The 13,981-nt window shown below is 63.3% G+C and carries 14 protein-coding genes, 1 tRNA gene and 1 riboswitch; of the genes, 12 read left to right on the top strand and 3 right to left on the bottom strand.

Annotation, left to right across the window (positions count from 1 at the left end; all coding sequences use genetic code 11):
* Nucleotides 1–76 precede the first annotated feature (76 nt).
* The 6 genes from mce to LB519_RS22415 all read left to right on the top strand — a co-directional run bounded on the left by mce (nt 77) and on the right by LB519_RS22415 (nt 6,457).
* Nucleotides 77–481, top strand: a complete 405-nt coding sequence (gene mce / locus LB519_RS22440; protein ID WP_063168232.1) for a methylmalonyl-CoA epimerase — start codon at nt 77–79, stop codon at nt 479–481.
* A complete protein-coding gene (locus LB519_RS22435; RefSeq protein WP_013531106.1) occupies nt 478–762 on the top strand; it encodes a DUF1467 family protein in 285 nt (94 codons plus the stop codon). The genes mce and LB519_RS22435 overlap by 4 nt, the downstream gene beginning before the upstream one ends.
* 633 nt (nt 763–1,395) lie before the next feature.
* Nucleotides 1,396–2,724 carry a proline--tRNA ligase gene (proS, locus tag LB519_RS22430; protein ID WP_064993748.1) on the top strand — a complete coding sequence of 443 codons (1,329 nt, stop codon included), beginning with the start codon at nt 1,396–1,398 and terminating at the stop codon, nt 2,722–2,724.
* Nucleotides 2,721–4,007, top strand: coding sequence for a lipoprotein-releasing ABC transporter permease subunit (locus tag LB519_RS22425; protein WP_013531108.1), 1,287 nt, complete (start codon nt 2,721–2,723; stop codon nt 4,005–4,007). Before proS ends, LB519_RS22425 begins: the two co-directional genes overlap by 4 nt.
* Nucleotides 4,004–4,687: an ABC transporter ATP-binding protein gene (locus LB519_RS22420; RefSeq protein WP_224621307.1), complete on the top strand. Its 684-nt coding sequence runs from the start codon at nt 4,004–4,006 to the stop codon at nt 4,685–4,687. Before LB519_RS22425 ends, LB519_RS22420 begins: the two co-directional genes overlap by 4 nt.
* A 519-nt stretch (nt 4,688–5,206) precedes the next feature.
* Nucleotides 5,207–6,457 carry a site-2 protease family protein gene (locus LB519_RS22415; protein ID WP_224621233.1) on the top strand — a complete coding sequence of 417 codons (1,251 nt, stop codon included), beginning with the start codon at nt 5,207–5,209 and terminating at the stop codon, nt 6,455–6,457.
* A gap of 21 nt (nt 6,458–6,478) precedes the next feature.
* Here LB519_RS22415 and lipB read toward each other — a convergent pair whose 3' ends face one another.
* Nucleotides 6,479–7,222 (bottom strand): lipoyl(octanoyl) transferase LipB, encoded by a 744-nt coding sequence (lipB, locus tag LB519_RS22410; protein ID WP_013531111.1) that lies wholly within the window; start codon nt 7,220–7,222, stop codon nt 6,479–6,481.
* A gap of 232 nt (nt 7,223–7,454) precedes the next feature.
* Here lipB and LB519_RS22405 point away from each other — a divergent pair.
* The 3 genes from LB519_RS22405 to LB519_RS22395 all read left to right on the top strand — a co-directional run bounded on the left by LB519_RS22405 (nt 7,455) and on the right by LB519_RS22395 (nt 9,691).
* Nucleotides 7,455–7,539 (top strand) — tRNA-Leu (locus tag LB519_RS22405).
* Between the two features lie 189 nt (nt 7,540–7,728).
* Entirely contained in the window at nt 7,729–9,147 is a 1,419-nt protein-coding gene (mgtE, locus tag LB519_RS22400) for a magnesium transporter (RefSeq protein WP_013531112.1), read from the top strand.
* Nucleotides 9,148–9,304: 157 nt separating this feature from the next.
* On the top strand, nt 9,305–9,691 hold the full coding sequence (locus LB519_RS22395; RefSeq protein ID WP_013531113.1) for a MerR family transcriptional regulator: 387 nt from the start codon (nt 9,305–9,307) through the stop codon (nt 9,689–9,691).
* Nucleotides 9,692–9,775: 84 nt separating this feature from the next.
* Here LB519_RS22395 and LB519_RS22390 read toward each other — a convergent pair whose 3' ends face one another.
* Nucleotides 9,776–10,252, bottom strand: a complete 477-nt coding sequence (locus LB519_RS22390) for a methyltransferase family protein (protein ID WP_024501351.1) — start codon at nt 10,250–10,252, stop codon at nt 9,776–9,778.
* The gene (locus LB519_RS22385) at nt 10,249–11,247 is read right to left on the bottom strand and encodes a heparan-alpha-glucosaminide N-acetyltransferase (RefSeq protein ID WP_224621231.1); all 999 of its coding nucleotides are present in this window, start codon (nt 11,245–11,247) and stop codon (nt 10,249–10,251) included. The genes LB519_RS22390 and LB519_RS22385 overlap by 4 nt, the downstream gene beginning before the upstream one ends.
* Nucleotides 11,248–11,470: 223 nt before the next feature.
* Between LB519_RS22385 and LB519_RS22380 the strand changes: the two genes are divergently transcribed.
* The 3 genes from LB519_RS22380 (at nt 11,471) to LB519_RS22370 (ending at nt 13,933) form a co-directional block, all read left to right on the top strand.
* Complete coding sequence (locus LB519_RS22380) at nt 11,471–12,670, top strand: MFS transporter (protein WP_224621228.1); 1,200 nt, start codon at nt 11,471–11,473, stop codon at nt 12,668–12,670.
* A 65-nt stretch (nt 12,671–12,735) separates the two neighbouring features.
* Nucleotides 12,736–12,932, top strand: a riboswitch (cobalamin riboswitch).
* A 35-nt stretch (nt 12,933–12,967) separates the two neighbouring features.
* Nucleotides 12,968–13,147 (top strand): CbtB domain-containing protein, encoded by a 180-nt coding sequence (locus LB519_RS22375; RefSeq protein WP_013531117.1) that lies wholly within the window; start codon nt 12,968–12,970, stop codon nt 13,145–13,147.
* Nucleotides 13,148–13,162: 15 nt separating this feature from the next.
* Entirely contained in the window at nt 13,163–13,933 is a 771-nt protein-coding gene (locus LB519_RS22370) for a CbtA family protein (RefSeq protein WP_063172412.1), read from the top strand.
* The last annotated feature ends 48 nt before the right edge of the window (nt 13,934–13,981 follow it).

Raw genomic sequence — 13,981 nt, 5'->3', positions numbered from 1 at the left:
GATTTCGATACGAGGCAGGTCAGCTTTTCCCCTATTGCCATACTGCCCTATTGCCATACTGCCCTGAGGAAAACCTATGCTCGGACGTCTGAACCATGTCGCGCTTGCCGTGCCGGATCTGGCTGCTGCCGTAGCGGCCTACCGCAACACGCTCGGCGCGGAGGTTACGGCGCCGCAGGCACTGCCGGAGCACGGGGTGACGGTGGTGTTCGTCAATGTCGGCAACACCAAGGTCGAACTTCTGGAGCCTTTGGGCGAGGGATCGCCGATCGCCGCCTTCCTGGAGAAGAACCCCTCCGGCGGCATGCATCACCTTTGCTATGAGGTCGACGACATCCTGGCCGCGCGCGATCAGCTCAAGGCCGCCGGCGCCCGCGTGCTGGGCGACGGCAATCCGAAGATCGGCGCGCACGGCAAGCCGGTGCTGTTCCTGCATCCGAAGGATTTCTTCGGCACGCTGATCGAACTGGAGCAATCATGAGCTGGGTTTCGTTCACCGCCCTGTTTTTCGCGACCTGGTGGGTGGTGCTGTTCGCCGTGCTGCCGTTCAGCGTGAGGACGCAGGACGACGATCACGACGTGACGCTGGGCACGGTTCCGAGCGCGCCGCGTGGGCCTCACATGCTGCGCGCCGTGATCCGCACCACCATCGCCACCGCGATCCTGATGGGCATTTTCTATGGCCTGACGCATGGGCTGGGATACAGCCTCAACGACATCCCGCACATCGTGCCGGAATTCAGCCAGACGCCGGCTAAATAGACTGTCCAGCGACGGCGTTTTCATATGTCGGAACCGGGCGGGTTTCGGCGGGGAATGTCGTGCCGTTTTGCGGCCTGACGAGCGCTGACGCTGGGTAAGGTGGTTTGGCAACGCGTTGCGCTAAGCAGATGATTGCACAAAAAAAATGCAAGGCACGAGGCCTTGCAATTTAAACGCGTCCGATCTGTTTCCGGTTTCCGGCGGCAGCGAGTAACCGCGCCTAGATCGCATCCTCCCAAGACTTTGACCGCGTAGGAGAGCAGATTTTTTTCTGCCCTCTCGGTTATCGAGGTACATTAGCCTAAGGCGAATGAAAATGTCACGAAGAATTTTGCCTTGAAACGGGCATTCTCGTGCTGCACTGCACAATAGTGTGGCAGGCGTTGCTTGGCGAACGATCACCAAGACGCGCACAGTGACCGGGAGGCCTTGCAGCGCCATGGATCTTCTGGACGGGCGAACGGCGGTGCGACGCTTCTGATCCCGGCTACCCATGTTTTTTGGAAATCGATTCCGCTTTTCGGGCCGAAGCGTCCGGGTTCCCATTCCGCCTTGAAATGGCTATGAAGCCGGGTCAAGCAAGCCAAAGTCGCGCCGATTCTGACGCGGCCCTCCTCACTCACGGACCTGTCCATGCGTTTGTCGCGCTATTTCCTGCCGATCCTCAAAGAAAATCCGCGCGAGGCCGAGATCGTCTCGCACCGGCTGATGCTGCGCGCCGGCATGATCCGCCAGCAGGGGCAGGGCAGTTTCTCGTGGCTGCCGCTCGGCAAGCGGGTGCTGGACAAGGTCTGCCGCATCATCCGCGAGGAGCAGGATCGCGCCGGTGCGCTGGAAATCCTGATGCCGACCATCCAGTCGGCCGATCTGTGGCGCGAAAGCGGCCGCTATGACGACTACGGCAAGGAGATGCTGCGCATCAAGGACCGGCAGGACCGCGACATGCTCTACGGCCCGACCAATGAGGAAGTGGTCACCGAGATCGTCCGCGCCTATGTGAAGTCCTACAAGGACCTGCCGCTCAATCTCTACCACATCCAGTGGAAGTTCCGCGACGAAGTGCGGCCGCGCTTCGGCGTCATGCGGTCGCGCGAGTTCCTGATGAAGGACGCCTATTCCTTCGATCTCGACTTCGAAGGCGCCAAGGCGGCCTACAACAGGATGTTCGTGTCCTATCTCCGGACTTTTACGCGCATGGGGCTGCAGGCTATACCGATGCGGGCCGACACCGGGCCGATCGGCGGCGATCTCAGCCATGAATTCATCATCCTGGCCGACACCGGCGAGAGCCAGGTCTACTGCCACCGCGACTATCTTGCGCTCGATGTGCCCGGCGCCAACACCGATTTTGCCAACGACGCCGAGATCGCCGACATCGTCAAAACATGGACGACGCCCTACGCCGCCACCGACGAGATGCATGACGAGGCGGCGTGGGAGAAGATCGGCGAGAGCGACAAGGTTTCGGCGCGCGGCATCGAGGTCGGCCACATCTTCCATTTCGGCGACAAATATTCCAAGCCCATGGGCGCCAAGGTGACCGGACCCGACGGCAAGGATCATTTCGTCTCCGGCGGCTCCTACGGCATCGGTCCGTCGCGGCTGGTCGCGGCGATCATCGAAGCCAGCCATGACGACAACGGCATCATCTGGCCGGAGGCGGTGGCGCCGTTCGACATCGGACTGATCAACATGAAGGCGGGCGACGCCGAGTGCGACGGCGTCTGCGACGAACTGCATGCCGCTTTCGTCGCCGCCGGCAAGGACGTGCTCTACGACGACACCGACCAGCGGCCCGGCGGCAAGTTCGCCACCGCCGACCTGATAGGCCTTCCCTGGCAAGTGATCGTCGGACCGCGCGGTGTCGCCGCCGGCGAGATCGAGATCAAGAACCGCAAGACCGGCGAGCGCGAGACGCTGCCTATCGCGGACGCGAAGAAGCGCTTCGGTGTCGCCGCATGAGCGAGGCGGTGGCGGCAAGATCGGTCGGCGCCGGACCCTTTTCCATCTTCGAGCGCATGGTCGCCTGGCGCTATCTGCGTTCGCGGCGCAAGGAGACGGTGATCTCGGTGATCGCCTCGATCTCGTTCCTCGGCATCATGCTGGGCGTCGCCACGCTGATCGTGGTCATGGCGGTGATGAACGGTTTCAGGGCGGAGCTTTTGACGCGCATCCTCGGCGTCAACGGTCACCTGATCGTGCAGCCGCTCGATTCGCCGCTGGAGGACTATGCGCAGGTCGCCAGCCGCATCAACGGTGTAGCAGGCGTTAAATACGCCATCCCGCTAATCGATGGCCAGGTGCTTGCGCAAGGCAATGTCGGCGGCGGAACCGGAGCGCTGGTTCGCGGCATACGCGGCGAGGATCTGAGCAAGATCGCCATCGTTGCCAGCAACATCAAGCAGGGTTCGATCGCCGATTTCGATTCTGGCGAGGGCGTTGCCATCGGCAAGCGCATGGCTGAGAATCTCGGCCTGACGCTTGGCGATACCATCACCTTGATTTCGCCCGACGGCGACGTGACGCCGATCGGCACCACGCCGCGCATGAAGGGCTACAAGATCGCGGCGATCTTCGAAGTCGGCATGTCCGAATATGACACGTCCATCGTCTACATGCCGTTTTCCGAAGCGCAGCTTTATTTCAACATGGACGGGCGGGCGCAAACGATCGAGATCTATGTCGACAATCCAGACGATGTCGATGCGCTGAAACCGAAAGTGGAGGCGGCGGCGCAGCGGCCGATCGACATGGTCGATTGGCGCCAGCGCAACGAGACCTTCTTCTCCGCGCTGCAGGTCGAACGCAACGTCATGTTCATGATCCTGACGCTGATCGTGCTGGTGGCGGCGCTGAACATCATCTCCGGCCTGATCATGCTGGTGAAGGACAAGGGCCACGACATCGCCATCCTGCGCACCATGGGGGCGTCGCGCGGCGCCATCCTGCGCATCTTCCTGATGACGGGTGCGGCGATCGGCGTGACCGGCACGCTTGCCGGTGTGCTGCTCGGCGTACTGATCTGCACCAACATCGAATCGATCCGCCAGTTCTTCTCGTGGATGACCGGTAAGGTGCTGTTCAATCCTGAACTCTATTTCCTCAGCCAGTTGCCGGCGAAGATGGATCCGCGCGAGACGACCTATGTCGTCCTGATGGCGCTCGGCCTGTCCTTCCTGGCAACGGTGTTTCCGGCATGGCGCGCCGCGCGTCTCGATCCGGTCGAAGCCTTGAGGTACGAATAGTGGCCGAGGTCATTATCGAGCTGAAGAGCGTCGAGCGGCACTACGTCCAGGGACCGCGAAAGCTCACCATTCTCAATGGTGCGGACTTCTCGCTGAAGCGCGGCGAGATGGTGGCGCTGGTGGCGCCGTCTGGCACCGGCAAGTCGACGCTGCTGCACACCGCCGGCCTGCTGGAGCGTCCCGACGCCGGCGACGTCATCCTGGCCGGCCGCGCCTGCGGGCGGCTGTCCGACGACGAGCGCACGGCGATCCGCCGCAACGATGTCGGCTTCGTCTACCAGTTCCATCACCTGCTGCCGGAATTCTCGGCGCTGGAAAACATCATGATGCCGCAGCTCATCAAGGGGCTCAGCCGCAAGGACGCGGCCGAGCGCGCGGCGCAGCTGCTCGAATACATGCAGATCGGCAAACGCGCGGCGCACCGGCCGTCCGAGCTCTCCGGCGGCGAACAGCAGCGCGTCGCCATTGCGCGTGCGGTCGCCAATGCGCCGCTGGTACTGCTGGCGGACGAGCCGACCGGCAATCTCGACCCGGTCACCGCGTCCTATGTGTTCGAGGCGCTGGCGGCGCTGGTCAAGCAATCGGGCCTCGCGGCGCTGATCGCCACCCACAATCACGAGCTGGCATCGCGCATGGACCGGCGCGTCACGTTGGCCGACGGCAAAGTGGTGCCGCTCTAGGGCACGGCGATACTGGGGTGAGGCCGGCCTGCGAAAGGCGGCTTCCTGCGCTTCCCGTTCTACCCCGTTGCGGTAGAACGGTGCTCACGTACCCAAAAGTACGCTCCGCTCCGGTTCTCGAAATCCACCATTCTCGGCTCGGCCTGACCCCAGTCTCGTCGTGCCCTGGTCGGCGCTGGGCAACCGTCGTTCGCCCGTCAACCTTTTCTTAACCCTGCCGATCTGATCGCCCGGAAATTCGGACACGGCCGGATTGTGTCCGTTGACTTTGAAACAAAATTAGAACAAAATACGAACATATCAACAACAGGAGAGAGTTATGACCGATCTGGTTCAGGATGTCATCTCACTGGTTTGCATGAGCACCTTTCTCGTCTCCATGGCGATCTGGATTGGAGCCATGTGATTTGGCGGCGTTCGCCGCCGTGGGTCCCATGCGGTCGAAGACCGCTCCGCCGTTAAGCTTTTCTTGCCGCAGCGACGTTAGAGTGCCCCGGCAAGACAGGGAGCAACGTCCAGGTGTCGCCCATCGTCACGGCCATTCTGGTGGCCAGCAATCTCGGGCTGATCTTTCTGTTGATGACGGTGCCGCTTGGTTTGCGCACGGTCCGGCTGACCCGTCTGGTGGCGATGGATCGGCAGCGCCTCTGGCAGGCGCTGTGGCCGCTCGGCAGCGATGCCGGCTGGTCCGGTGAGATCCTGTCCGCCGAGGCCCCGGACGGCGAGGGCGTGGCCCGCATCACGCTGTCCTGGGAAGGTCGCGACGGCAAGCCGATCGAACGCAAGTCGCGGTTTGAAGACGTCGTCGAAGGCAGCCGCTTCTCGATGCGTGTCATCGAGGATACGGCACTCGACGCTTCGTTCTGGAAGGACTTTCGCGAAACCGCCGAACTCGTTTCGGAAGGCAACAGCACGCGGGTGACGCTCAGCCAGACCGATCGCTATCGTGGCGTTGCCTTCCTGGTGTTCCGCTATTTCGCCCTGCGCCGCGAACTCTCCAAGCTGCAGCGCTGGGCGCGGACCGGAAAGTATCGCAAGGGCGGCTGGTTCGAGCATCCGCTCAGCCAGGTCGGCTTTGCCGGGCTTTCGGCGCTGATCCTGTGGCCATTCTTCGGCCTTCACTTCGGCGGTCTGGCACTGGCCGCGATCCTCACATCGGTGGTCGCCCTGCATGAGCTTGGCCATATGGCAGCGTTCCGGCTGATGGGCCACAACCGTGCACGGATGATCTTCATTCCGCTGCTCGGCGGCATTGCCATTGGCGGGCGGCCCTATGACAGCCGTTTCGAAGTGGCTTTCGTGGCATTGATGGGCGCCGGCTTTTCGGCCTTCCTGGTGCCGATCGCCATCGCAGCAAGCACCTTTGCCGGCGCGGAAGGTCACCGGCTGGCGGCGGCCCTGCTGGCGGCCCTGGCGGGCTTCGCCGCACTGTTCAACATCGCCAATCTGGTGCCGGTGTGGAAGTTCGACGGCGGCCAGGTGCTGCGCCAGATCTGTCCGGGACCGGTCGCGCTGGCGCTGGCTTCCTTCCTCCTGCTCTCGGCTTTCCTGGCCGTGGGTTGGCAGGCCGGCTTTTCCGCCACCTTCCTGCTCGCGACGGGAGCGGTGTTTTCGCTCCTCAGCCTGCTGACTATGAGCAGCGGGGTCAAGCCGCGTCACGAGCTGAAGCCGATCCGCACCATCGACCGGCTGGCCATGGCGGCGGCGTTGCTGGCGGTGTTCGCCATCCATGGCTATGGCGTGTTGTGGGCCTCCGCCCAGCTGATTTGAGCCGTACCGGATCCGGAAGGATCAGCCGGCTTTGCGGGCCGCTTCGACAGGCAAGGCCGTGGCGGGACCGAACACATCCTCGAAGGCGGATTTCAACGCCAGGTCAAGATCGGCCATGGTCAGGGGAAGGCCTAGGTCGACGAGGCTGGTGACGCCGTGGTCCTGCACGCCGCAAGGCACGATGCCGCTGAAATGGTCGAGATCGGGCTCGACATTGATGGCGATGCCGTGAAAGCTCACCCAGCGCCGCAGCCGGATGCCTATGGCCGCGATCTTGTCCTCCGCCGGCGAGCCGTCCGGCAAAGCAGGGCGATCCGGCCGCACGACCCAGACGCCGACCCTGTCCTCGCGGCGCTCGCCCCGCACATTGAAGGCGGCGAGCGTGCCGATGATCCACTGTTCGAGCGCCGCGACGAAGGCGCGGACGTCCTCGCGCCGCCGCTTCAGGTCAAGCATGACGTAGGCGACCCGCTGGCCCGGCCCATGATAGGTGTATTCGCCGCCGCGGCCGGCCGCAAACACCGGGAAGCGGCTGGCGTCGATCAGATCCTCGCCACGGGCGCTGGTGCCGGCCGTGTAGAGCGGCGGGTGTTCGACCAGCCAGACCATTTCGCCGGCTGCCCCGCTGCGGATCGCCTCGGCGCGCGCCTCCATGAAGGCAAGTGCCTCGGGATAGGCGGTAAGGCCGGGCTCGATCAGCCATTCGACCGGTGCTGAGCCGGGAAGCGGCAGGAACGACGTGGCGATCTGGCTGCGTTCGGTCATGGCGTCGTCTTTTCGTTTGTCCATGGCGCGCCCAAAAACGCCTCGCACCTTTGGGCGACATCAACTTGCCTTCCATATGGCGATATCAGGCGCAAACGTCCAGTTCCGGCGCTGCGTTCGGGCCCTGTGGAGCATTATGCCAATCGCCTGACATTATTGCTTGCCGTGCACTTGTTTCACCGGAAACGATTTGCTACACGCCGCGAGCCGGTCGGTTCCGGCTCTACCACGTGCGGTCGTGGCGGAATTGGTAGACGCGCAGCGTTGAGGTCGCTGTGGGGCAACCCGTGGAAGTTCGAGTCTTCTCGACCGCACCATTCTCTTCCCATAATCCGATTTGTGCCGGTCTCGCCCGCTGCGGGCCGGACGCATTTCGTTGATATTCCCGCACTTTACGCCACTTTCTTTTTGAGCGTCGGATTCTCCAAAACCGGTTTCCCCTTTTGGGTCCGATGCTCTAGACCTGATTTGCACCTTTTCCGGGATTCTTGTGGCGGGAGGCGCTGGTGGAAGGCGAGCACGAACGGACGACCGGCGCCGGGGCCGCCGAGGACAACCACGCCGACATCTATGGCGAGGACGGCGCCGTGCTTTCGTCCTTCCTGGCGCGGATCGGCGCGGCGATCGCCGACCGCGACACGCTGACCCTCAAGCATGAAGTCGACGACCTGCATCAGTCGGAGCTCGGCGATCTGCTCGAGGCGCTGCATCCCGAACAGCGCCGCGCGCTGGTCGAACTCCTGGGCGCCGATTTCGACTTTTCCTCGCTGACGGAGGTCGACGAGGCGATCCGTATGGAGATCGTCGACAATCTGCCCAATGCGCAGATCGCGCAGGCGGTGCAGGAGCTCGATTCCGACGACGCCGTCTACATTCTCGAGGATCTCGACCAGGAAGACCAGGACGAGATCCTGTCGCAACTGCCGTTCACCGAGCGGATCAGGCTGCGCCGCTCGCTCGATTATCCCGAAGAGACGGCCGGCCGCCGCATGCAGACCGAGTTCGTCGCGGTTCCGCCGTTCTGGACGATCGGCCAGACCATCGACTACATGCGCGAGGACAACAATCTTCCCGAGCGCTTCAGCCAGATCTTCGTCATCGATCCGAGCTTCAAGCTGCTCGGCGCCATCGACCTCGACCAGATCCTGCGCACCAAGCGTTCGGTCAAGGTCGAGGAGGTGATGCACGAGACGCGGCACGCCATTCCGGCCACCATGGACCAGGAAGAGGCGGCGCGGGAATTCGAGCAGTACGATCTTTTGTCGGCCGCGGTCGTCGACGAGAACGAACGGCTGGTTGGCGTTCTGACCATCGACGATGTCGTCGACGTCATCCAGCAGGAGGCCGAGGAAGATCTGATGCGCATGGGCGGCGTCGGCGACGAAGAGCTTTCCGACAGCATCTTTTCGACCTCGCGCTCACGCGTTCCGTGGCTGCTGATCAACCTTCTGACCGCGTTCCTGGCGGCGTCGGTGATCAGCCTGTTCGACCGCACGATCGAACACATCGTGGCACTGGCGGTGCTGATGCCGATCGTCGCGGGCATGGGCGGCAATGCCGGCTCGCAAACCATGACCGTCACCGTGCGGGCGTTGGCGACCAGGGATCTCGACATCTACAATGCCGGCCGCATCATTCGCCGCGAGATGGGTGTCGGCTTCATTAACGGCATCGTCTTCGCCATCCTGATCGGCATCGTCGCGGCAGCCTGGTTCCGTGATCCCAATCTGGGCGGGATCATCGCGGCGGCGATGATCATCAACATGTTCGTGGCCGCCCTGGCCGGCATCCTGATCCCGCTGCTGCTCGATCGTTTCAAGGTCGATCCGGCGGTCGCTTCGGCGGTCTTCGTCACCACGGTTACCGACGTCGTCGGTTTCTTTGCATTTCTCGGCATTGCCACGTGGTGGTTCGGCGTGCCCTGAGGGCACGCCTTTTGGCTCAATTGACTTTTACGTAAATGCCGTGCGAGGCTCGCGCGGGGCGCCATGTCGATTCCGGCATGGCATGGGTTTTGGTTCGGGACAGAAGGGTGACGCCGCCATGGCGATCGACCCGGTGTTTCGGCGTGTGGGAGTGGCAATGCGAGAATATTATTCGATCACCGAGTTGACCCGCGAGTTCGACGTGTCGACGCGGACGCTGCGCTTTTATGAGGACGAAGGGCTGGTGCAGCCGGTGCGGCGCGGCCGCACGCGGCTGTTTCGCCCCTCCGACCGGCAGCTCATTCGCCAGATCATGCGCGGCAAAAGGCTTGGCTTCTCGATCAACGAGATTCGCGAAATCATCCAGATGTACAAGGAGCCGCCCGGCGAAGTCGGCCAGCTCAACCTGATGATCAAGCGCATCGAGGAAAAGCGCGAGGATCTCCGGCAGAAACGCCGCGACCTCGAGGAGACGCTGGCTGAACTCGACCAGGCCGAGGAGTCTTGTGTGGAGCGGCTGGTGGAGCTTGGCGTGAATACGTAGGCAGAGAGTTTGAGGGACAGCGCCCCCTCTCTCCTGCCGGACATCTCCCCCACGAGGGGGGAGATTGGCCGCTTGAAAGCCAGCTCAAATCCAGCGGCGCACGCGTTTGGCGTAGTCGCGGTATTTCTTGCCGAATTTTGCCGCCAGCACCTTTTCCTCGCCTTCGATCGCCACCTTCTGCGTGGCATAGGCGGCGATGAACGCCAGCGGCAGGAACCACACGATGCCCGAGACAAAGGCGACGCCGATCAACAGCAGCGTGTTGGCCAGATACATCGGATTGCGGGTGACGCCGAAGGGACCCGTGGTGACCAGGTGATCGGGTACAGCGTTGGGGTTGAGCGTGGTCTTGGCCCGGATCATGGTGCGGATCGCGGTGAACCAGAGTGCGGCGACGGCAAACAGCGCCACCCAGCCGGCCGCGAACAGGATATCGCCCAGCAGGTCGCCGATCCAGGGCAGGGGATAGAGCAGGCCCAGTGCGATGCTGACGGCGATGGCGGCGATGTAGATCAGCGGCGGCCACGGTATGAGCCCCGGCTTCGGCTGGTTCTCGGTCATTCGGCCCCTCCCTCCATCAACTTGCTGTCGGTCTTGGCGGTGCACATGCCGGCGAGATCGGACAAATGCGCTTTCCACTCCGCAGTCTGATCGTTGTTGTAGAGCCTATCAAGCGTGGACTCGCCCTCGAGCGTATCGAGCATGCAGACACAGTAGCTCGTACAGAACTCGGTGTCGCGCGACTGCTCGCAGGACAGCTGGCAGGTTTTGAGGAAATTCACCTGCGGGGTTTCGACCTGCGCCGGCATGATCTGCGAGAACAGCCAGACGCAGCCGATCAGCAGCGGCTGGTGGATCAAATAGAAAGCCAGGCTGTGCCGGCCGATGAAGACCAGCGGGTTGGCCAAGCGACCGGGCGCCAGATTGGCAAGCCTGGCAAGCAGGCCGGCACCTGCCGCGAGTTTCGTCACCGCGATGCCCGCAAGTACGGCGCCGAACCACGGAAACAGCGGAACGTAGTCGTTGGAGCGCGGATTGGTCGCCGACAGGCCGACCCACCACAGCCATGGGTGATCGAAGGCCTCGAAGCGCAGATAGACGGGGGCGGCGATAACGAGCGCGGCGACGACAAGCGCCAGCAGCGCCGGCAGGCGCAGGAAGGCGAGACCGAGCAGGCTGGCCAGCGCGATCTCGTGCAAGATGCCGAAGAAGATGAAGCCGTCCGGAGTGGCGATGCGGGTGACGACCGAAATCGCGATCGCGGCTCCGGCGACCATGGCGAACCGCTTCCAGAAGCCGTTCCAGCGGATTTGTCGGCCGTGGGCGAGATACAGGCTGACGCCGACCAGGAACAGGAAGGTCGAGGCGATGCAGCGCGCGTAGATCTTCCACCAGCCGAAGGCGGTCAGGCCGGGATCGGTGTAGCCGAAGAACTCCAGATCCCAGGTGAAATGGTAGCTTGCCATGGCGATCAGCGCGATGCCGCGCACGATGTCGATGGCGACGATGCGCTTTGGTCGATCCTGAACGGGTGCGGTCGGCGTTTGGATGCTCATGGTCTCGCATTCTGATTCAGCCCCGCTGGAGGACTATCACGGTTGCCCGGGACAAAAGAAGACCGGCAACCCTGCCGATAGCGCCGGATCAGCCGCGGCATTGGGCCAGTGCCGGAAAGCCTTTGGCCGGCTTCGCTTTTGCCGGATGCACGTCGGTTTCCTCTTATTGGCGCTGAGGTCGCCACGGCAGATTTGACCCGGTGAATCTGCTTCGGGGAAAGCAATGTCCACCCATGTGCGCCATCCGATCTGGCTACCGGCCCTCAAGGCCGCGGACGCGCGCACCTTCGCTTCGCTCTATGCGGTCGAATCCTTCGCCCGCGCCACGGTGTCGAGCGTCATCCCGATCCAGGCTTACGAGATCCTGCACAACGAGCAGATCGTCTCGATCCTCTACACCGTCGTGGCGATGCTCGGCCTGTCGGTGACATTGTTCATGCCGATGCTGATCCGCCGTTTCGCCCGGCGCTGGGTCTACACGGCGGGCGCCTGCCTGCTGGCCATCGGCTCGCTGTTCTTCGTCACCGACACGCTTGCCGGGCAACTGGCCGGCATGCTGTGCCGGGTGATGGGCGCCAGCGCGCTGTCGATCACGCTCAACCTCTACATCATGGACCACATCCGCAAGACCGACTTCATGCAGGCCGAATCGCTGCGCATGGCGTGGTCGATGCTGGCCTGGACCGGTGGGCCGACGCTCGGCATCTTCCTCTACACGCGCTTCGGCGTCTATGCCGCGCATGGCGCGGTGGCCGTGTTCGCGTTAGCCTTGCTGGCATTGTTCTGGACCTACCGGCTCGGCGACAACCCGTCGATCCGTCCCGGCAAGACGCGACCAGCCAATCCGCTCGCCAATATCGGCCGCTTCATCGCCCAGCCCAGGCTCAGGCTGGCCTGGCTGATCGCGTTTGGGCGCTCCTGTTTCTGGACGACGTTCTTCGTCTATGGGCCGCTGTTCATGGTCATTACGGGTGAGGGCAAGCTGGCCGGCGGCCTGCTGGTTTCGGCCGGCAACGCGCTTTTGTTCATGGCGATTTTCTGGGGCAAGGCGGGAAAGCGCTTTGGCGGCCGCAGGACCATGACATTTGCCTATCTCGCCATGTCGGCCGCGCTTCTGGCGGCGGGCTTCGTCGGCGAAACCGTGCCGCTGCTCACCGGCGCCTTCCTGCTCTGCGGCGCCTTCTTCACCATTGCACTCGACGCGCTCGGCTCGACCGTCTTCATGCGCTCGGTGCGCTCCTATGAAAGATCGCAGATGGCGGCGGTCTATCGCACATATCTCGACTTTTCCGAGCTGACGCCGCCGCTGGTCTATTCGGTGGTGCTGGCCTTCTTCGGCCTGGGCTCGGTGTTCGTCACGCTTGGCCTGCTGGCGGCGGTCTGCGGCTTCGTGACGTGGCGCTATCTGCCGAAATCGCTTTGACCTTCATGGCGCATTCGCAACGGTCGCCGGCGGAATTTGGTTTGCCGGACGCGAGGATTCTGCCTATAGTCGCCGGTGTCGCCGGTTCCATTTTGGAGCCAAGAGGGAATGCGGTAAGGGCGGATTTCGCCCAATGCCGTGGCTGCCCCCGCAACTGTGTGCGGTAGTCCTCTCCATATGCCACTGAAGATTTTTCTTCGGGAAGGTGGGGAAGGACGCTGATCCGTGAGCCAGGAGACCTGCCGGCGACAGGAAACTGACTTCGATGCCCTCGGGTGGAGGGCGAAAGGACAAGACATGACTACCGCTTCCGTCTCCCTCGGCGCTTCCGTCTCCTCGCAGTCGCGCTTCATGCAGCTCGCGCTCGCCGCGCTGCTCGGCATTTTCGTGATGGGCTTTGTCGGCTTCTCGCATATCGATGCGGTCCACAATGCGGCTCACGACTATCGCCATTCGATGGCATTTCCCTGCCACTGACGAGGGGCTGACATCATGAACCTGTTTCGCAACGTCGTGTTCATCGCGGCGATCGCAGGGCTCGTGGCCGGCGTCGTTCTTGCCTGCATGCAGGCCTATGCGACCGTGCCGCTGATCCTGAAGGCGGAAGTCTACGAACAGGTGGGCGGCGGGCATCACCATGACCATGCCGCTCCGGCAGCAACGAATAGCAATGCCATGAGCACAGCCGCTCCGGCCCCTGCCGAAGCGACTGCTGCGGCGGAAGACGAGGGCTGGGCGCCGGCAGACGGTTTCGAGCGTTTCGCCTTCAGCGTGCTTGCCAACATCGTCACCGGCATCGGCTTCGGGTTGATCCTGGTCGCGGTTTCCGAATTCGCCGGCGGCATCGGTGGTTGGCGCCAGGGCGTGTTCTGGGGCCTGGCCGGCTTTGCCGTGTTCACGCTGGCACCGGGCCTCGGCCTGCCGCCGGAACTGCCGGCCATGCCGGCCGCCGATCTCACCCAGCGCCAGATCTGGTGGTGGGCAACGGTGGCGGCAACCGCTGCCGGTCTCGGCCTGATCGCGTTCCGCAAGTCGCTGCCGCTGGCGATCCTTGCCGTCCTTTTGATCGTCGCACCGCATGTTGTCGGGGCACCGCAGCCCGACAGTTACGAGACGGCGATTCCGGAAGGGCTGCATCACCAGTTCGTGGTGGCGGTGACCGTGACCAATCTGGTGTTCTGGCTGGTGCTCGGCGCGGTTGTCGGCGTGGTGCGCGGCCGCTTCACCGGCACCGCGACCAGCCTGCGCGACAGCTTTGCCTGATCGCAAGACACTGACCTTCCTCATCGGCGGTGCGCGCTCCGGCAAGAG

Origin of the sequence: Mesorhizobium sp. AD1-1 (genome assembly GCF_020164655.1) — a bacterium.
Lineage (GTDB): Bacteria > Pseudomonadota > Alphaproteobacteria > Rhizobiales > Rhizobiaceae > Mesorhizobium > Mesorhizobium ciceri.
The sequence above is the reverse complement of the archived record's forward strand: the minus strand, read 5'-3'. Positions and strand labels throughout refer to the sequence as shown.

Excerpts from the sequence above, each read along its gene's own strand:
- proS (WP_064993748.1), top strand. The coding sequence starts at position 1,396 with ATGCGTTTGTCGCGCTATTTCCTGCCGATCCTCAAAGAAAATCCGCGC.
- LB519_RS22380 (WP_224621228.1), top strand. The coding sequence starts at position 11,471 with ATGTCCACCCATGTGCGCCATCCGATCTGGCTACCGGCCCTCAAGGCC.
- lipB (WP_013531111.1), bottom strand. The coding sequence starts at position 7,222 with ATGACCGAACGCAGCCAGATCGCCACGTCGTTCCTGCCGCTTCCCGGC.
- mce (WP_063168232.1), top strand. The coding sequence starts at position 77 with ATGCTCGGACGTCTGAACCATGTCGCGCTTGCCGTGCCGGATCTGGCT.
- LB519_RS22435 (WP_013531106.1), top strand. The coding sequence starts at position 478 with ATGAGCTGGGTTTCGTTCACCGCCCTGTTTTTCGCGACCTGGTGGGTG.
- LB519_RS22375 (WP_013531117.1), top strand. The coding sequence starts at position 12,968 with ATGACTACCGCTTCCGTCTCCCTCGGCGCTTCCGTCTCCTCGCAGTCG.
- LB519_RS22425 (WP_013531108.1), top strand. The coding sequence starts at position 2,721 with ATGAGCGAGGCGGTGGCGGCAAGATCGGTCGGCGCCGGACCCTTTTCC.
- LB519_RS22385 (WP_224621231.1), bottom strand. The coding sequence starts at position 11,247 with ATGAGCATCCAAACGCCGACCGCACCCGTTCAGGATCGACCAAAGCGC.
- LB519_RS22370 (WP_063172412.1), top strand. The coding sequence starts at position 13,163 with ATGAACCTGTTTCGCAACGTCGTGTTCATCGCGGCGATCGCAGGGCTC.
- LB519_RS22395 (WP_013531113.1), top strand. The coding sequence starts at position 9,305 with ATGCGAGAATATTATTCGATCACCGAGTTGACCCGCGAGTTCGACGTG.
- LB519_RS22390 (WP_024501351.1), bottom strand. The coding sequence starts at position 10,252 with ATGACCGAGAACCAGCCGAAGCCGGGGCTCATACCGTGGCCGCCGCTG.